Origin of the sequence: Vibrio sp. DW001, from assembly GCF_029016285.1 — a bacterium.
Classification (GTDB): domain Bacteria; phylum Pseudomonadota; class Gammaproteobacteria; order Enterobacterales; family Vibrionaceae; genus Vibrio.
This window is the reverse complement of sequence record NZ_CP091975.1, coordinates 1,696,027-1,714,510: the sequence shown is the minus strand read 5'-3', so window position 1 is coordinate 1,714,510 and position 18,484 is coordinate 1,696,027. Positions and strand designations below refer to the sequence as shown.

The window sequence follows — 18,484 nt, the reverse complement described above, 5'->3', positions numbered from 1 at the left end:
AAACGACTAGGCATAGTCAGCTTCAAATTTCTTCATAAACTCAACCAAGGCTTGAACGCCTTCTAATGACATCGCATTGTAGATCGAAGCACGCATACCACCCACCGCTCTATGCCCTTTCAGCGCCTTTAAACCTGCCGCATCTGCAAGATCGAGAAACGTATTGTCTAATTCTGGTTTCGCGAGTTGAAAAGGCACATTCATCAACGAACGGTTGTTCGTGTGAACGGCGTTATTATAGAACGCCGATTCATCAATAGCGGCATACAACAACGCCGCTTTTTCACGGTTAATTTTTTCGATAGCTTCTACACCACCGGCCTCTTTGAGCCACTTGAAAACCAACCCAGACAGATACCATGCATAAGTCGGAGGGGTATTAAACATAGAATCCTTAGCCGCGAGCACTTTATAGTTAAGCACACTTGGTAAGGTTTCCGTGGCGAGTTCTAGAAGGTCATCACGAACAATAGCAATGCATATACCTGCTGGTCCGACGTTCTTCTGAGCGCCAGCGTAGATAACACCATATTTAGAGACATCGATTTGACGAGACAATATAGTGGACGACATATCCGCGACGATAGGTTTGTCGGTTACTGGCAAGTCATTGATTTCAACTCCGTCAATGGTTTCATTTGGACAAAAGTGAACATAGGCTGCCTCTTTTGAAATCTTCCATTCTCTGGCTGGTAATATCGCCGCCTTTCCATCAATCTCTGTCTTTGCGTTAAATGCATCTGGTTGGCAGTATTTAGTCGCTTCAGTAATTGCACTTTCAGCCCAATATCCACCATCAATATACGTGGCGACTTTCGCTGTTCCGAGCAGGTTCATCGGTACGGCAGCAAACTGAGCGCGTGCTCCGCCATGACAAAAAAGCACCTTATAATTATTAGGAATACTCAGCAAATCTCGAAGATCTTGTTCTGCTTCGTTCGCTACTTTGATAAATTCTTTGCTACGGTGACTAATTTCCATCACCGATGTGCCCTGTCCATTCCAGTCAACTAATTCGGATTGCGCTTTTTGCATTACTGCTTTTGGCAAAGCCGCTGGTCCTGCACTGAAATTGTAGATCGTTCCCATGATGATATATGCTCCTGCTTAATCTGATTTTTGTGAACTGGAACCAGTAATAGCACGTTTTGCGCAACAGAAAAAGCACAAAAAAGAGGTCGAATGACCTCTTTTAAATGAATGCGGGTTTTTTCTAAAATATCACCACGATCATCGCATCATTACTGACATAAACATGGCTAGTAGCGGGATTTTTTGCCCGCTGGTAAATTCTAGATTTCCTTCTGAAACAGCAGCGTCTATTGTGTAACCATCATCCGTGGGTAGCATGATTTCCATAATAACCATCTCATCAATCCCCTCTTGCATATAAGGGTACGCTTTTACTAAATCATTCGATACGAAGGTATTGAGCTTACCGGTCAACGCTGGAATAACCTTGCTAAAGTCTTGGCTCACGTCATCCGTGCCCTTTGGTACTTCCAATAACCAACTTGACTTAAACAAGCCTTCACCAAGGGTCAATTCTAGATCATTAAGTGCAACCTGAAATCCTTGGCTAAATAACGCATCTATCAAAGGAGTAGATTGACCTATTACGGTTTCATCAACTATGGGGCTAGACTGATATAAACCAACCAAACCTTCAAAGGCATTTTTGTCTAGATTGCCAATCGTAAAATCAAGATTCAGATTACTCAACGCACCTTCACTGGTGACAATATCGCCTGCTTTAACAATATGGTTTGTGTTTAACCTTTCACCTGTTTCATCGGTAGAAGAACTAAAATTGTAGCTAAAATCCTTCGCACTGGTATACACAGTACCGTCTGGCATCAACATGGCTGAATTGGCCACATTCACTTGCTGTTCTCCGTGCCAAAAACCGTTTACTTTTTTACCTGTCGCAAATCCAGTAATAGACGAAATATTGATACTCTCGCCAGTGCCAAAATGCACCTGTAATGATGGGAACTTAAAGGTTAAATCGACTTCGCCTAATACGGTTGCATTTCCCGTCATTTGAGACGCGGCTAGATAGATAGAAGTGCCAGAGGAGTCTGGTGCTTCATAATTTACATTATCCATATCTAATGAAAATTCAGTGTTGCCATTTAACTGAGTAATGGTCGATAACGTTGCAGGTAGAGAATCGAAGTCAACCAAATTGGTTTCGGTTGCAACACGAATAAGTCCATGTTTGATATCATGCTTAAGAATGAATTCAGTCGGTAAACCATCAATAACAAACTGTTCTTTGAGAGCCGGATCTTCAATAATGTATTTTGTAGTAGCGACGGCAGATAGGTAACCTCTTTCATAACTGACGATTTCAGCTGAAATTTCACTCGAGTCTAAGGACCTTATTCCATCTTTCAATACATTTTGAGCGATCTGCCCGACGGCTAAAGGCCAACAAGCCACCAATACCAACGCACCACCTATCGCTCCATATTTTTTCAACTGTTGCATGTGTTCACTTTTAATGGTTTTAAAACATTGAGTCTAGCTCAGTTAACAATAAGTTAAAACCTTGAGTTAAATCAGAGTTTTCAAATGTGGTGAGTGAAGAGTTTTACTCACCTCTCATATCGAAAGGTAGAAAATTGTTACATTGGAAAATAAAACGTCTACGAGGTGACTGTGACTCCATATGTATTGCTCTATCTAGATAATGACCCGATATCGGTAGAAATGTTGAGAACGGAGTTTGCTTCTCTCTCAACGCATTTCGACATCTGTTGCGTTGATTCACCAGAAGAAGCTCAACAGACATTAGAATTTGTCCAAGAACGTGGCCAATCCGTCGCCATGGCGATCGCGGCTTCAAGTCAGTCATTTGATGCCGCTGAGTTTTTGATTCAGTTGGATCGACAAGATCATACGAAAGACGCTCGCAAAATATTAGTCAGTGATGGTGAAGACATCAATACCATTCTCTCTGCCGTCAACGAAGGACGTTTGGATCATTGCCTTACTAAGCCATTGAAGAAAGATGCGATTTTAGAAACCGCAAAAAAAGAACTGACAACATTTATTCTCGGAACCCCAGCTGCAGACTGGCTTCACTACAGCGCTATATTGGATCAATCTCGAATATTAAGTGCGCATATAGAGAACAAACTTGACTCATTTCGCTCCGGCTTCATCCATGACTTCCATCGATTAAGTGACTCCTATCTTACCGATCAGTTTATTGGATCGTTGCTGAAATTTTTTGCAGAGAAAGACGATTCTAGAGCATGTAGAACCTACTCTTCTGACCATTTATTGACTGTAGAAGGCGACCCTAATGAATTTCTATGGTTCATCGTTGAAGGTGAAGTCGCGCTATATAAGGCCGATGATCTCTCTATTCAACGAGAGGTTGTCAGGCATTCAAAAGGTAGCTTGGTTGGCGGTATGTCATTTGTTACTGGTGAAATCTCTTTCTCAACAGCGATTACATTGACGGAAACAAAAGTAATTAAACTGGACAAAGATATCTTCTCTGAAGTCCTGAACTCAAACAGTGAATTGCTGCCTCTATTTACGAACATATTGCTGCGGCATTTCAATCGAAGGTTGCAAAGGAGCATAAACACAAAGCTTGAATTGCAAAGGACCTATGAGTCGCTTGAAACTGCACATCAACAACTAATAGAAAGAGAAAAAATGGCCATGCTAGGCCAGTTAGTTGCCGGCGTAGCACACGAACTAAACAACCCTATTGCTGCAATTCTGCGAGGCGCAGATACCTTAACATCTAAGATTGATGAACTTATACACTCTCCACTACCGACATCGCATCAGGAACTAGGTGCCAATATATTAAGAGAATCAATGCATTCTCGACCAATGTCGACATCGGATGTTAGGCAACAAACCAAAAATATATTGTCTGATATTAACGATAAAAAACTCGCCAAGAAAGTCGTACAGCTCAACTTACATCGAGACCTATCTGAGATTTTACAACTCGGTAAAGAGAGCAAGGATCTCGCTGGCACCATCGCTGGTTTAGAGAAGTACTATGTCACTGGTTCCACTCTTCGTTCCATACAGGTGTGTGCCAAGCGTATTGCGGATATGGTTAAGAGTTTAAAGGGCTACGCACGCCAAGATAACGAGATCATGCACGTTATCGATATTCATGAAGGTATCGAGGATACACTGGTCATTTTTGAAAATAAGCTTAAGCGACATACCGTGATTAAAGAGTATCAAGACCTGCCGGATATTCTCTGTTTGACCAATGCGATGCAACAAGTTTGGACCAACCTTGTATCCAATGCTGTTGACGCATTCCCAGAAAATGGTTGTCTTAAGATTTCTTCAGAACAAGTAATTAAGGATGATTTACTCTATGCCAAGGTTACCTTTGAAGACAATGGTCACGGTATTCCTCAAGAACAACAAGATAAGATATTTGAATTAAACTATACAACAAAAAAAGAGGGCAACTTTGGCTTAGGTATTGGGCTTTCCGTTTGTCACCAAATTTTAGCCCAACATGGCGGTTGGATAGAGGTTGAATCTAACCCAGATGAATACACCAAAATGATTGTATGGCTGCCGTTTCAACCTGCAAACACTGTGGTAAATACTGATAAGGAAATACGATGAATAAATATCTCATTCTCTGTGTAGATGATGAACGCGAAGTATTGGACAGCGTAGTACAAGACCTTTCCCGGTTTGAAGATAACTTTATAATTGAGGGAGCAGAATCAGTGGCAGAAGCCAAAGAGGTTATTCAAGAAAACGCTGATGATGATATTAAATTGGCCTTGATTCTATGTGACCACATAATGCCCGAACAAACTGGAATTAGCTTTCTGATTGAACTGAACGAAGCAAAAGAAACCAAATCAGCAAGAAAACTGCTCCTTACAGGACAAGCCGACTTAGAAGCGACAATAAATGCGGTAAACAGCGCAAGCTTAGACTTCTACATTGCCAAACCATGGCATGGTGACGAATTGCTCAAGACTCTGACCCAGCAGTTAACGCAATATATGATTGAAAATGAACCGGATCTTATGCCTTGGGGCCGAATACTTGATACAGAAAAAATATTCAACGCAATTTCAGATAAACGCAGTCAATTTGGTGAATAAAAATCACACTTTAATTCATTTTCTGACTGTTACATCATGATGCAAGGTAAAATGGCGTAATAATTGATTGCTTTTCAAACAAGTATAGTCGAAACGCCATTTATTTAATGACGGGAAGTGTTTAAAATTATATGGTTAGAAAAATAGTAATGTGATTTTGCTACTACCGAATTAACTTGAAGGACATAGGTTTACTTTAATTATGCGAAAAATACTTTTTATTGCCGCTCTTGCACTTACCTCTAGCTCTGCATTTGCCGCTTCAGATCCAAACAGCCCATCCGTTATGAGCAATTTTAACTATGACTATGTTGAAGCTCGCATTGGCATTGACCCTGTTACTTTCGGTGGCGCTTACAGTACGTCTATTCACCCGAATGCGCATGCTGTCGTAAGAGTTGATTCAGAATTCGAGAGCGACTATAACCTTGCCGCTGGTTTTGGTTTCCACGCACCAATTAATAACTGGGCAGACTTGACCGGTGAGATGCTTTTACGTGGTGTTGACAAGAAAAATGCCAGTAGCGATCTTGGAATGGAAATTAACCTTGGTATTCGCCAATGGATAGGGCCTCAGTTAGAGCTTGGTGGTAAAGTCGGCTATGTAGATATTGACGACGACGACGATATCATCGGTTCCGTCTATGCTCGTTTCCATTCAACAGAATTATTTAGCATTGGTATTGAAGGTAAAATCAATGACTTTTATGGCGACCAGTTAATGCTTACAACACGATTTAAAATGTAAACCCAATAAATCGTTCGCTATTAAACACAAAAAACCGAGATACGAATACACGTAACTCGGTTTTTTTTACATCTGATTTCTGATATTCACCACCGCTTGAAGACAGCCTTAACGGCCTTTTTAAACTCTATATGCTATCAATGCTATTTATACCAATCCTATTCAATAGGTAATTTAAACGGCTTATATTCATTTTTGTGACTTGCGTTTTCTCTGGTTTGGGTGAGAGACAGGAATAGCCGCAAGCAATGTCTTTGTGTAATCGTCTTTAGGTGACTCAAAGATCTCAGATACAGTCCCATGTTCAACCACTTTGCCGAAATACATCACAGCAACTCGGTCAGAAACATGCCTGACGACCGATAAATCGTGCGAGATAAATATCATCGCAAGGTCCATTTCTTGCTGAAGGTGTAGCAATAAGTTTAATATCTGAGCTTGAACCGAAACATCGAGAGCCGATACAGACTCATCACAAATTAGCAGCTTAGGCTTGAGGGCAATCGCTCTTGCAATACCAATTCTTTGTCTCTGACCACCCGAAAACTCGTGGGGATAACGATTTTTCGCTTCTTTCGACAACCCCACTTTAACAAGTAATTCTTCAACCCATTTCTTCCGCTCTTCCTTCGTACCAATTCCATGGATAATAAATGGTTCTTCAATAATCATGCTAATGGTATGTCGCTGATTAAGTGATTCGAGCGGGTCCTGAAACACTATCTGCATGTCTTTTCTTAAAGGGCGCATCTGCTTAGTGGTATATCCCGTGATGTCCTGTCCTTCAAAGAATATCTTCCCCCCATTTGGCTCGTAGAGTTTTAGTATTGAACGCCCCAAGGTACTTTTACCGCAACCTGACTCACCGACGAGTCCTAATGTCTCGCCTCTAGAGACATGAAGTGACACGCCATCGACCGCTTTCACTGTGTATCCTTTACGAAACACACCGCTTCCAGATGTAAAGTATTGTTTTAGGTTTTCAATTCGAATCACTTCTTGCATGCGTATCGCTCTTAACTGTCATGTGGAAAATCAATGATAATCATCTGCTTAGGAGGGTTATCTAGATTCGGCATTAACCTAAGTAACTTTTGCGTATAAGGGTTTTTTGGCGAATCAAACAATTCAAACACATCGGCTTGTTCAACAATTTTCCCCTCATACATTACAGCAACGTCGTCACACATTTCGGCAACAACACCGAGATCATGAGTAATGAAAATTATCGCCATTCCTGTTTCTTCTTGCAATTCAGTCATCAACGTTAATATGGATGCTTGTACAGTAACGTCCAAAGCAGTCGTTGGCTCATCACAGATTAATATGTCGGGTTTACAGGCCAATGCCATCGCTATCATTACGCGTTGTCGCATTCCGCCAGAAAGATTGTGCGGATATTCAGTCAACCTTTTTTCAGGCTCTGGAATACGCACTTTCTCGAGCATCTCAATTGAAAACTGCAATCTCTGCTTCTTATTTAACTCTTTGCGATGCAATACCAAAACTTCGTCGATCTGCGCCTTGATCGTCTGTACTGGATTTAACGCCGTCATCGGATCTTGGAAAATAATAGAGATGTTATTCCCTCGCATCGCATACATTTGTTCAGGAGGAAGTTTGAGTAAGTCAGTGCCCTTATATAAGATTTTGCCGCGTGTTACGTTCCCATAAGGCTTCGGTAGCAAGCCTAGGATAGACATAGATGTGACGCTTTTTCCACAACCAGACTCACCAACCAACCCGAGTGTCCGGCCTTGTTGTACGTCGAAATTCACGCCATGAAGTACCTTAACCGTACCATCATCAGTAATAAACTCCGTTTCTAAATCACGCACTTGCAAAATTATCTCGGCTTCTACCATCCTCTTCTCCCTTTGACCTATATTCGTTTAGAAACCTAGAAGCTTGGACAGATTCATCAAAACTTATATGTATCATTGATTGTCGTTACCGGTTCATACGACGTGCCTTTTTTCATCGCGGCTAACGTTTCCTTTTTAGCCTCCAGATCAATCCAATAGGTACCAAGGTCTGATGGTGCGCCAGTACTAAATAAACTCTCTGTTTTTCTGGTCATTGGTTGCGCCGGAAACTTCATCCAACGCCAATGTGCACTGCGTGTATAAGGAACCATGTAGCCCGGAATAATGATGCTCGCATCATCCACTATTTTCTGAATGGTTCGAGATAAATCTTCGCGCTTTTCTCTGCTGAATTCAGAACGGAACTCCGTGATGAGTTTATCCAACTCTGGTGTACTGTAATTTGTGAAGTTATTGGTTTGTGGCTTATTTGCGTTTACGGAATGCAAATACTCCCAATAATGAGGTTGTGAACCTGACCCCATACCGTGGAACGAAATCTCATGCTTCTTTTCGCTCACGTATTTGAACGCTGACGACCCATCGATAAGGTTTAGCGTAAACTCCATTCCCGCAAGCTTCGCCTGCTCTTTTAAGTAAGCCAATCTTGGGGTATGGAACCTTGCTGAATAGGTGATGGCAAATGTCAATTTCTCACCTTTCGCATTCTCTCGAATACCATCAGAACCGACAGTGGCAAAACCTGCCTTATCAAAATATTGAGCCGCTAAAGCCGGATCAAAAACAGGTGCGGTTATCAACTCATTAGTAAACTTATCTTGACCCACGCCCATTCCGTTCGGTTGCCTTGAGTAGTCGCCTCGTAATACATTTTTTATCATGCCATCAAAGTCTGTCGCATGCGCAACCCCTTTACGTACGTTGATGTCACTCAATTTAAGTTTGGCGGTATTCAACCACATCCCACCTGCCCCCTGAGATACCTGATTGAATCCCCAAAATTTTTGAACGTACCCTTTTTGGTATATTTCTCCGCTTGATTTCTCATGCCACAAAGTAGGACGAACTAAGTGATAAGAATCCAAGTCACCCTTTTCAAAATGCTTTCTCGCGATATCATCATCACGAATAACCTGAATTCTAATTTTTTCTACGTTGTAACGATTTTTATAATAAGGGTTGCTATACCCCCACCAATCTTCACCTACATGTTTAAAGGTGATCGAACGACCTTTCTTTACCTTATCTATGGCATAGGCCCATGTGGTCGGCTCTACTTTAAAATTGTATTTTCTTACAAAATTGTCGTCGACGCCGTCCCCGTTCTTGTCGATATCTGGCTTATAAAAATGTTTTGGTCTTGGCGCCATACTCGTGCTTTCCAACAGGTCTTTATTGTCTTTCGCTTCAGACAATGTGACGGAAATAGTATGATCATCGTACTTCACTACATCTTTCAATACGGTGTTGTAATAGGTGTTGTACCACGGCGCCACAATATCCTTCGAACGCATTAAGGTGAGTACATAAGTGAAGTCATCAGCGGTTACAGCCTCGCCATCTGACCATTTCGCCTCAGGATTCAACCTATAAAACACCGTTTTATGGTCTTCGCTAAATGCCCATTCAGTTGCAATATCTGGGATCCATTCACCCGTATCAGGATGTTTACTAACCAAAGACGGATGCGCGTCGAGCAACCAAGCGCGAAAGGAGCCATTTGCATCAGGTCCTACGGTTCTGAATGTTTGCGGAAAGCTTGCAATAGAAGTGCGAAAAGTGCCGCCAAATTGCGCATCTGCAGAGGCAAAAAGCGGATCGCTCAAATTGGTTTCCCAGACTAGATTCGAGGGTAAGGGTTGGTCTGCCCAACCGAAAAAAGAACAACCGGAGAACATAATTGTCGCTAAAATTTTATTCATTTTCATATCTACATCCTTGTGTGCGCTAGACCTAGGGACTGGTGGTCATACGCTGAAAAATAATATCGAAAGGCCAACAGACCTTAGCTATACCGTGTGAATTTCTTAGGATCAAACGCCGCACGAACAGCCTCTCCGATAAATGTCACCATAACGAGTACCAAAACAATTGATGTAACAACCGACATAACTATCCAGGGGGAGTCTAGGTTAGACTTTCCTTGTTGTAATAATTCTCCCCATGAAGGCGTAGGCGGCATTAATCCCAGACCTAAGTAATCCAACGCGGTCAATGCGGTTATGTTACCTGCAATAGTGAATGGCGCTAACGTTACAATCATGACCATAGTATTTGGTAGGATATGTTTAAATAGAATACGAGCAGTAGAAGCCCCTAAGGCCCTAGCTGCCAGTACATATTCCCTTGCTGACTCTTTGTAGGTCATCGTTCGCATGTACCAAGTGATCCCCATCCAACCAAACAGCACATTAATAAAAACAAAAAGCGTGAACGTTGGCTGAATAATTGAAACCAAAATCATAATGACATACAGAAATGGCACCATTGACCATACCTCTATCACCCTCTGGAATATGAGATCAAATTTTCCGCCCCAAAAGCCCATTGCACAGCCAACTGCTGTACCTATCACATAAGAAATAACCATAGTGATCAATGCGAACCCCATCGCGATGCGAAACCCATATACCAATCGAGCCAAAATATCTCGACCGATAATGTCCGTCCCTAAATAATGTTTACTTTTCACATCTGGTGCTGTCGGCGGATAATCGCCACTATAGTCTTGTTCATATGGATTCCAGGGAATAATAGGTAACACAACAAAATCACCTTGATCTTCTTCGACAAATTTTTGCTTCAGTTCTCTATAATTTGCCTCCGAAAGGTAATCAAGACCGTATTCCGTCCCCGGAATGACATCAGAAAGAACAGGAAAGTGATACGTGCCTTGATAGCTCACTACTAAGGCCTTGCTGTTAACAAGCATCTCCGCAAAAATAGACAGCACCAAAAGCGTTGATAGAACCAAGAATGACCAGTATCCCCGTTTTATCTCTTTAAAACGTCTAAATTTCCTTTGAGTTAAGGGGTCCATTTTTAGTATCATTTTACTCCCCAAACTTCACACGTGGGTCGACAAGAGCGACACACATATCAGAAAGAATATTGCCAACCAATAACATCGATGCATTTACCGCAACAATTCCCATCACGACTGGATAATCTCTTTCAACAATAGACTCATACCCAAGAAGACCAATACCGTTGATGTCAAAGATTACCTCGATAAGGAATGAACCCGTCATGAAAAAGAGCAACGAATTTCCAAAATGACTCGCAATTGGGATAAGACTGTTTCTGAGCGCATGTTTCCGTACGGCCTGTTGAAATGGTAATCCTTTCGCGATTGCTGTGCGAATGTAGTCGGCCGACAGGTTTTCCATTAAGTTATTTTTCATTGTCATTGTCAGAGTGGCAAAATCACCAATCAGATAACAGATAAGTGGCAATACGGCATGCCATAACACATCGCTAGCTTGCTCATAAAAGGACTCATAGTCGTCAAAATCATCGCCGACAAAGCCACCCATTGGAAACCACTCCAAATTGTAAGCAAACCAAGTAATCAACAAAACACCAACCACATAACCGGGTAAGGCGTAGCCAATAAAAATCGCAATAGAAGAAAGTGAATCAAACACCGAACCATGTTTGAGTGCTTTAAAATATCCCAATGGAATTGATATGAAATAAGCGATAAAAAATGTCATACCGCCATAAAACAGTGAGACTGGCAAACGTTCTGCAATCATATCGGTCACAGGTTCGTAGTAGCGTGTTGATTCGCCAAAATCTAGAGACATGATTTTGGTCAACCATTCCCAGTACGCCTCCACTACGGGCTTATCTAATCCATAAAACTCATTGAGTTGTGCAATTTGATCCTTTGAAAGTGCCGAGCTTGCGCCTACATCATTACTGACTGCCGTTTCACTGCTATTAAATTGAATACTAGAAAGGATGCGTTCAACCGGTCCACCCGGGACAAGGCGAGTGATGGCGAATATCAGAATAGTAATCCCTATAAAAGTGGGGATAACTAACATCATTCTACGTAGAAAATAATCAAGCACTAAATATTGCGCTCCCAATCCATGGTTACAGGCAAACTAAAACGTATTTCAAGATATCATGCATATTCTCAGTAATCATATAGTTAATATTAGCTTTAGTTCCAGTAAAAGTAGATATTGTTGCGTTTGAAATGAAAAAAACCTAGCGAGGGCTAGGTTTTTAGTATTAATTTCTACTGGGCATCGCGTTAAGAGAGATCACAAGTACGTTTCAATTCCTTTTTCGTTTTATTACTCAATAAGCTCCAGTGAGTACCTTCAACCGCGCCAGCAAACTTCCACAACAGATTAATATCTGTATTTTCACCATATTGATGTCGCACTTTTTTATACACTTCAGCAGCACCAAACTCCATAAATGAACTGACATCTGAGATACCCGCTTTCTTAACCATCCTCTCTAAGGTTAATCGCATATTGGGTAAGTCCCTTAGCCGTTTACTCTCGACGGAGCGTCGATATGCCTTATTGGCAATCGACAATCGAATTGAACGTTCAATAAGACCATCAAGCCTTAAATACCTTCTGCTATAAAGTGTTGATATATCGTAATAGTTGACCGTAACAACAGCTTGTTTTTTAACATGTCGATACCGATTACAGCCCAAGGCACGTAGGTCCGCGTCTAGACGCCCTCCTCCCCTCAAATACAAAGCATCACCAAAAATCAAAACAAACATAGCACCTTGAATAAATAGCCCTATCCCACCAAACATAGAGTGTTTCTGAAAAACACCAAATTTTCCTGCGTAAACATAAAAGTCTGAATTATTCATTAATTTCACCTCTGAAATAACATATTAATTTCTACAAACTTCAATGCCTTCAACGACGAATTAAACTTAAATTATTGTAATTGATATAATTATTAGAATAGTAACGCTATCATGGTACTACTGGACATGCTTGGTTGGCGGAATAACTAGACGTTAAGCGGTATGAAATGGTTTATTTTTCGACTAACTTCACGTGAATACTCAACAAAATTAAAGAAATCACTCAAGAAGACATCTTTTGTTACGTTTTCTGCTGTAGTCGCAGCCTACGTAGACAACGCCTTACCAAATAGTGGCGCAATTAATTGAATATGTGGTTGGCAGAGAGCAACAACCGCATGTAAGATTGATGCCAAGTAATTAGGACGAACTTCATGAATCATTTATCTTTTTTTTGGCTGCCTGAAAACAAAACAGCCCTTTTAGACGGATTAGAATCTGAATTTGCTCAATTAGTAGAGCAATCAATTCAAACCGGGCGCATAACATTGCCACCAATACCCGAAGTGGTGCTTAAAATTCAGCAATTGAGCATCGGAGAAGAAACAAGTGTGTTCGATATTGCGGAGTGTCTTATTGATGACCCGAGCTTGGCAGCCGTTGTCATTCGTGTTGCTAATTCTATCTTCTTTAACAGACGGAATATTACCTGCACAGATATACAAACGGCGGTATGTAGATTAGGTATCTATAGAGTCCGCGATATTGTAACTGCGCAGTCTATTGAGCAACTTAAGCACAGTTCTCATCTATCAAAGCAATGTCGTAAAATATTGGTCAACAGTGCTGCAACGTCACGAGAGTTAGCGGCAACAATGCTATTAGTGACTCAAGAAATACAGAACTATCAACCTGAAGAGTATGATTACTTAGAAGCTGAAAAAGCGTTACTTGTAGGGTTATTAGCCGATATTGGGCTTTTTTGTTTGGTAAGCGAATACCATTATTATCTGGACAATGGCAATTATATAGATGAGCAATTAGCTATGCACATCTTTGAATCAAGTTGCGCCGTGACGAGTGAACTGGTCCTAAAACATTGGTTATTTGATAGCGATTTTCTCGAGGTAGCGACGAACGAAAAACACCAAAAACGCACTGATGAACAGGAAAAACATGAAGAAATAAGCTATTTGGATATTGCTCGCATCGCTCACCATCTTCTGATGTTTAGAAAACAAGATGAAGCTATTGACGACCACCATGTCGAGATTAATCTTGCAGGTGCACAAGCCATGTATGAGCTAAGTAACCTACCAATGAATGAATTTAACACCCGCATTGCGGATGTTATGACGGCAACCGGGCTATAGCCTCAAATCACACAGGTTCTACCATGTTTTCAGGGATGATTTTTATTTTTACCCCACTGGTTGTGGGGTATCTATTTTCTATATCAAATGCAAAGTTACTCGACCAAATCAACAGTAATACGTCTAGATTGGTCTATGTGATACTTTTCTTAATGGGGCTTAGTTTAGCTGCATTGGATAACTTAAGTGCCAATTTACAAACTATTCTAAAATTCACCTCAACATTTTTCCTTCTAATGGGAATGTGTAATTTGTTAGTGCTACCCTTTATTGACAAGCTATTTCCACTCAAAACTGAACAATCCAACAAAAAACTCCCACTCTCTTCGATGGCGTTAGAGTCAGGGAAACTCATTTTGGTCGTGGGCTCTGGTTTAGCTGTTGGATTGTTACTTAACTTTGATCTCCATTGGGTTGAAAGCGCGAGTGAGTGGATACTGTTTTTCCTATTATTTCTTATTGGTATTCAACTTAGAAACAGTGGTCTTACACTTAGGCAGATATTGCTGAATAAACATGGCATGATCATCGCAGTCGTTATCGTGCTCACATCTTGGATTGGTGGCCTACTTGCTGCTCTATGGTTAGATATTCCCCTCACTCGTGGTTTAGCGATGGCTTCTGGGTTTGGATGGTATTCGCTTTCTGGCATCCTAATGGGAGATGCGTTTGGTCCTGTGTATGGTGGCGCTTCTTTTATGATAGAACTTTTAAGAGAGCTTGTTGCTTTGGTCATGATACCGATGTTAATTCAACGTCTACCCTGTACTGCTATCGGTTATGCTGGTGCAACAGCGATGGACTTTACCCTGCCCGTCATTCAAACCTCTGGTGGGGTACGCTGTGTACCAATTGCAATAGTTAGTGGCTTCATTCTAAGTTTGCTTGTCCCTCTATTTATGCTTTTTTTCGTTTCGTTAAGTAGCTGAGTAAAAAATGTGATAACCAACTCTTTTCAAAGCCGTTAATGAGATGTTACTTATTGCTACATTAGTGTAAACTTGATTACTTATATTAAAACCTGTTTATTGCCGCTTTTTTTGCGAGCAAGTTATTCGCCTAAGAACATGCCCAAGGAACGTAAATGAAACGCTTTCTCATTGCAGCTCTATTGTGTAGCGCCTCAACACTGTCTCAAGCAGCTGATACACAATGCCTGTCAAATAAATATGACGCCTACATCGATGCGTCTTTAACCTGGTATCAAGATCTCATCGAATTGACAACTCAACAATATCCGGATTTAGAAGAGGTCGGCGCATGGTTCTATAATGGTCGAAAAAACCATTTCGAACTAAATCGCGGTGCCGTACACTATTATCTGAATGAAGACATGAGCAAAGTGTCAACAGAAAAGCCTGTCGAAGCATGGTTACAACTAGAACAAATCGATATAAAAAACCTTGTTAGTCGTGACGATGAATTAGGCAAACTGGCTTCAGATAGCTTCAATGATAGACAGTCGAAACCTCATGCGAAGAACTACGAATTACGTTCTGCATTCGCAGATTTACTTAGTCATCCAAATAAAATTGATGATGTATTAAGCAAGTACAATCAAGCCATAACTGAAGCAGAAGAAGTTAATTGCCTGTAACTAAACAGGTTTTCACATACTGCATCATCTTTAAGAATTGAGTTTTCACAATTAAAACGGGACATTGCTCCCGTTTTCGTTTAGATTGAGCGGCTCAAAATAGTTGATAATATTAAATACGTCTTTTGTATGGTAACGAAAAACAAAACAGCAGATGTAAGTCTTGAAAGCTTGCTTCGAATCTTCACTATCCCAGAAGCCGCAGATTCTGCACTCACTCAAATTGAAGCGAAACTGTCGCAAAATTTAAATGAATTTTTGCGCGAACATATCGTCGCCGAAGAAAAACCGCTGCGCGAAATTGAAAAAGATTTCTCTGAAGCGGCTATTCCTGAGGTGCCTGTATTTGTTTCCGATCATACTCAGCACTTATTGGACACCCTCGTTTCTCATTCAGTACATACATCTGCACCAAGTTTTATTGGTCATATGACGTCGGCATTGCCCTATTTCTTGATGCCTTTGTCAAAGATAATGATCGCTTTAAATCAAAACTTAGTGAAGATAGAAACCTCCAAAGCGTTCACACCTCTTGAGAGACAAGTATTGGGTATGTTACATCGCCTTATATACCAGCAAGATGACGCATTTTATGAGCAATGGATGCATAGCGCCAAACACTCATTAGGCTCGTTCTGTTCCGGTGGGACCATTGCCAACATTACGGCACTCTGGGTAGCACGAAATAATGCTCTCAAGGCTGATAACGAATTTAATGGTGTTGAAAATGAAGGGCTTTTCAATGCAATGAAACATTATGGTTATGAAGGCTTAGCTATATTGGTTTCAGATAGAGGCCATTACTCACTTAAGAAAGCCGCGAATATACTGGGTATTGGGCAGGATTCACTGATCCCAATTAAAACCGATGATAATAATCGACTATGTACCCGAGCGCTCCAAGAAAAAATTGCTGAGTTGAAGCACAAAAACATCAAACCATTCGCGATAATTGGTGTTGCAGGCACAACGGAAACAGGCAACATTGATCCCATTCGCGAGATAGCAGAAATTAGTCAACGCGAAGGGTGTCATTTCCATGTGGATGCGGCTTGGGGTGGCGCGACATTAATGTCAAACAACCACCGTCACCTCCTGGATGGTATTGAGTTAGCCGACTCAGTAACTATAGATGCACACAAGCAACTCTACATTCCAATGGGCGCGGGAATGGTCTTGTTCAAAAACCCGGATGACATGGCGGCAATTGAGCACCATGCCGAATACATATTAAGAAAAGGGTCAAAAGATTTAGGTAGCCATACATTAGAGGGGTCACGCTCTGGTATGGCCATGCTTGTTTATTCCAGCATGCATATAATCAGTCGGCCTGGTTATGAATTGCTTATCGACCAAAGCATCGAGAAAGCGAAGTATTTTGCTGGCCTAATTAAACAACAACCCGATTTTGAACTTATCTCAGAGCCTGAACTTTGCCTATTAACTTATCGATATGTTCCATCATTAACAGCTAAAGCTTTACTCGTTGCCGATAAAGATCAGAGAAAAAAGCTACATCGGCTATTAAATGGGCTAACCAAATATGTACAGAAACGACAACGAGAAGAAGGAAAAACTTTCGTGTCGCGGACCAAACTCAACCCACATAACTGGGACAAAATGAATACGATTGTATTTCGAGTTGTATTGGCCAATCCGCTTACCACCAAAGAGATTTTACAGTCAGTACTTGATGAGCAACGAGAAATCTCAGAGAACAGCGGTTCGTTAATGAAAGAAATAACCAAATTAACACATTCAATTCTTAAGTGATTTTCAGAACTGTAATTTTTTTTCGGTGTCCTGTAACTATCAAATCAATATGTAGCAAAAACCGCATGGTTTTTGCGCATATATCAATCATCCGCTTCCAAAACTGAAATTTTGTTTGAACTTTGTCATAGATTCGCCAATTAGTCGTCATTTTCACTCGCTTTTGTTTCAAGCACAGCGGTAGATAGGTTTATACTAAATACAGCCGTAAATTATCGAATAATAAGCATATTTTCTATAACTTAGACGGCTTTTAGTTCTCTTACTTATTGATGAACTCACTTTTTTAAATGTTTGGTTTTCTGACCTTGAGTTGAATAGGGCCACACACTTACTCGCTGCATTAACTATTAGATAATATTATGAATACACTGGAAAAAATTCAAAAAAGCCTAGAGAATTTCAGCAAATCTGAACGTAAAGTGGCTGAAGTTATTATGGCGGCGCCACAAACCGCGATTCATTCTAGCATCGCCACGCTGGCAAAGATGGCCGACGTAAGTGAACCAACTGTAAATCGCTTTTGTAGAAGGCTCGATACTAAAGGCTTCCCAGACTTTAAACTTCATCTTGCGCAAAGCCTAGCAAACGGCACGCCCTACGTTAATAGAAACGTAGAAGAAGACGATGGACCTGACGCCTATACTCACAAAATATTTGAGTCAACCATGGCCTGTTTGGACGTTGCAAAAAACAGCCTAGACGCCTCTCAAATAAACCGAGCGGTTGATCTTCTTACCCAGGCAAAACGCATTTCATTCTTTGGCCTAGGCGCATCTTCAGCCGTCGCGAAAGATGCCCAAAATAAATTTATTCGTTTCAATATTCCAATTGCTTCCTTTGAAGATATTGTTATGCAGCGTATGAGCTGTATCAACTGTACCGACAATGACGTGATTGTTTTAATCTCGCATACTGGTAGAACCAAAAGCATGGTTGAGGTGGCAAACCTAGGACGTGAAAATGGCGCGACCGTCATTGCGATCACGTCGAAGGACTCGCCACTTGATAAAGCCGCATCACTATCTATTACTTTAGATGTACCCGAAGACACTGATGTGTATATGCCAATGGCAAGCCGCGTAGTACAAATGACCGTGATTGATGTACTTGCCACCGGATTTACACTTCGTCGTGGTTCTGGTTTTAGAGAAAATTTACGACGGGTAAAAGATGCATTGAAAGATTCTCGATACGATAAGATAACCCAGTTGTAAAACTGGCTATCAATCAAACGATCAATGTAGAGCGA

General features: G+C 41.1%; 16 protein-coding genes. 8 read left to right on the top strand and 8 right to left on the bottom strand.

Annotation, left to right across the window (positions count from 1 at the left end):
- Positions 1–6: 6 nt before the first annotated feature.
- Both serC and L3V77_RS07960 read right to left on the bottom strand, forming a co-directional pair.
- Entirely contained in the window at positions 7–1,089 is a 1,083-nt protein-coding gene (serC, locus tag L3V77_RS07965) for a 3-phosphoserine/phosphohydroxythreonine transaminase (RefSeq protein ID WP_275136524.1), read from the bottom strand.
- 141 nt (positions 1,090–1,230) lie between these two features.
- Positions 1,231–2,493 carry a DUF945 family protein gene (locus tag L3V77_RS07960; protein ID WP_275136523.1) on the bottom strand — a complete coding sequence of 421 codons (1,263 nt, stop codon included), beginning with the start codon at positions 2,491–2,493 and terminating at the stop codon, positions 1,231–1,233.
- A 171-nt stretch (positions 2,494–2,664) separates the two neighbouring features.
- Here L3V77_RS07960 and L3V77_RS07955 point away from each other — a divergent pair, with 171 nt between their 5' ends.
- From L3V77_RS07955 to L3V77_RS07945, 3 genes are all read left to right on the top strand, one after another.
- Entirely contained in the window at positions 2,665–4,626 is a 1,962-nt protein-coding gene (locus L3V77_RS07955) for an ATP-binding protein (RefSeq protein ID WP_275136522.1), read from the top strand.
- On the top strand, positions 4,623–5,120 hold the full coding sequence (locus tag L3V77_RS07950) for a response regulator (RefSeq protein WP_275136521.1): 498 nt from the start codon (positions 4,623–4,625) through the stop codon (positions 5,118–5,120). Before L3V77_RS07955 ends, L3V77_RS07950 begins: the two co-directional genes overlap by 4 nt.
- Positions 5,121–5,322: 202 nt before the next feature.
- Complete coding sequence (locus tag L3V77_RS07945; protein ID WP_275136520.1) at positions 5,323–5,868, top strand: hypothetical protein; 546 nt, start codon at positions 5,323–5,325, stop codon at positions 5,866–5,868.
- Positions 5,869–6,057: 189 nt separating this feature from the next.
- Here the strand turns inward: L3V77_RS07945 and L3V77_RS07940 are convergent, their stop codons facing one another.
- The 6 genes from L3V77_RS07940 to L3V77_RS07915 form a co-directional block, all read right to left on the bottom strand.
- On the bottom strand, positions 6,058–6,873 hold the full coding sequence (locus L3V77_RS07940) for an ATP-binding cassette domain-containing protein (protein ID WP_275136519.1): 816 nt from the start codon (positions 6,871–6,873) through the stop codon (positions 6,058–6,060).
- Between the two features lie 11 nt (positions 6,874–6,884).
- Positions 6,885–7,733 carry an ABC transporter ATP-binding protein gene (locus L3V77_RS07935; protein ID WP_275136518.1) on the bottom strand — a complete coding sequence of 283 codons (849 nt, stop codon included), beginning with the start codon at positions 7,731–7,733 and terminating at the stop codon, positions 6,885–6,887.
- A 56-nt stretch (positions 7,734–7,789) separates the two neighbouring features.
- On the bottom strand, positions 7,790–9,592 hold the full coding sequence (locus L3V77_RS07930) for an extracellular solute-binding protein (RefSeq protein WP_275136720.1): 1,803 nt from the start codon (positions 9,590–9,592) through the stop codon (positions 7,790–7,792).
- 107 nt (positions 9,593–9,699) lie between these two features.
- Entirely contained in the window at positions 9,700–10,743 is a 1,044-nt protein-coding gene (locus L3V77_RS07925; RefSeq protein WP_275136719.1) for an ABC transporter permease subunit, read from the bottom strand.
- A gap of 4 nt (positions 10,744–10,747) precedes the next feature.
- Complete coding sequence (locus L3V77_RS07920) at positions 10,748–11,773, bottom strand: ABC transporter permease subunit (protein WP_275136517.1); 1,026 nt, start codon at positions 11,771–11,773, stop codon at positions 10,748–10,750.
- A gap of 188 nt (positions 11,774–11,961) precedes the next feature.
- Entirely contained in the window at positions 11,962–12,549 is a 588-nt protein-coding gene (locus L3V77_RS07915) for a TfoX/Sxy family DNA transformation protein (protein ID WP_275136516.1), read from the bottom strand.
- 374 nt (positions 12,550–12,923) lie between these two features.
- Between L3V77_RS07915 and L3V77_RS07910 the strand changes: the two genes are divergently transcribed.
- The 5 genes from L3V77_RS07910 (at position 12,924) to L3V77_RS07890 (ending at position 18,449) form a co-directional block, all read left to right on the top strand.
- Positions 12,924–13,862, top strand: coding sequence for an HDOD domain-containing protein (locus L3V77_RS07910; RefSeq protein WP_275136515.1), 939 nt, complete (start codon positions 12,924–12,926; stop codon positions 13,860–13,862).
- A 23-nt stretch (positions 13,863–13,885) separates the two neighbouring features.
- Positions 13,886–14,791, top strand: a complete 906-nt coding sequence (locus tag L3V77_RS07905) for a lysine exporter LysO family protein (RefSeq protein ID WP_275136514.1) — start codon at positions 13,886–13,888, stop codon at positions 14,789–14,791.
- A gap of 155 nt (positions 14,792–14,946) precedes the next feature.
- Complete coding sequence (locus tag L3V77_RS07900) at positions 14,947–15,459, top strand: hypothetical protein (protein WP_275136513.1); 513 nt, start codon at positions 14,947–14,949, stop codon at positions 15,457–15,459.
- Positions 15,460–15,588: 129 nt separating this feature from the next.
- Positions 15,589–17,232 carry a pyridoxal-dependent aspartate 1-decarboxylase PanP gene (gene panP / locus L3V77_RS07895; protein WP_275136512.1) on the top strand — a complete coding sequence of 548 codons (1,644 nt, stop codon included), beginning with the start codon at positions 15,589–15,591 and terminating at the stop codon, positions 17,230–17,232.
- A gap of 362 nt (positions 17,233–17,594) precedes the next feature.
- Positions 17,595–18,449, top strand: a complete 855-nt coding sequence (locus L3V77_RS07890) for a MurR/RpiR family transcriptional regulator (protein ID WP_195703156.1) — start codon at positions 17,595–17,597, stop codon at positions 18,447–18,449.
- The last annotated feature ends 35 nt before the right edge of the window (positions 18,450–18,484 follow it).

Excerpts from the sequence above, each read along its gene's own strand:
- L3V77_RS07900 (WP_275136513.1), top strand. The coding sequence starts at position 14,947 with ATGAAACGCTTTCTCATTGCAGCTCTATTGTGTAGCGCCTCAACACTG.
- L3V77_RS07950 (WP_275136521.1), top strand. The coding sequence starts at position 4,623 with ATGAATAAATATCTCATTCTCTGTGTAGATGATGAACGCGAAGTATTG.
- L3V77_RS07890 (WP_195703156.1), top strand. The coding sequence starts at position 17,595 with ATGAATACACTGGAAAAAATTCAAAAAAGCCTAGAGAATTTCAGCAAA.
- L3V77_RS07940 (WP_275136519.1), bottom strand. The coding sequence starts at position 6,873 with ATGCAAGAAGTGATTCGAATTGAAAACCTAAAACAATACTTTACATCT.
- L3V77_RS07935 (WP_275136518.1), bottom strand. The coding sequence starts at position 7,733 with ATGGTAGAAGCCGAGATAATTTTGCAAGTGCGTGATTTAGAAACGGAG.
- L3V77_RS07915 (WP_275136516.1), bottom strand. The coding sequence starts at position 12,549 with ATGAATAATTCAGACTTTTATGTTTACGCAGGAAAATTTGGTGTTTTT.
- L3V77_RS07960 (WP_275136523.1), bottom strand. The coding sequence starts at position 2,493 with ATGCAACAGTTGAAAAAATATGGAGCGATAGGTGGTGCGTTGGTATTG.
- L3V77_RS07905 (WP_275136514.1), top strand. The coding sequence starts at position 13,886 with ATGTTTTCAGGGATGATTTTTATTTTTACCCCACTGGTTGTGGGGTAT.
- L3V77_RS07910 (WP_275136515.1), top strand. The coding sequence starts at position 12,924 with ATGAATCATTTATCTTTTTTTTGGCTGCCTGAAAACAAAACAGCCCTT.
- panP (WP_275136512.1), top strand. The coding sequence starts at position 15,589 with ATGGTAACGAAAAACAAAACAGCAGATGTAAGTCTTGAAAGCTTGCTT.
- serC (WP_275136524.1), bottom strand. The coding sequence starts at position 1,089 with ATGGGAACGATCTACAATTTCAGTGCAGGACCAGCGGCTTTGCCAAAA.
- L3V77_RS07945 (WP_275136520.1), top strand. The coding sequence starts at position 5,323 with ATGCGAAAAATACTTTTTATTGCCGCTCTTGCACTTACCTCTAGCTCT.
- L3V77_RS07930 (WP_275136720.1), bottom strand. The coding sequence starts at position 9,592 with ATGTTCTCCGGTTGTTCTTTTTTCGGTTGGGCAGACCAACCCTTACCC.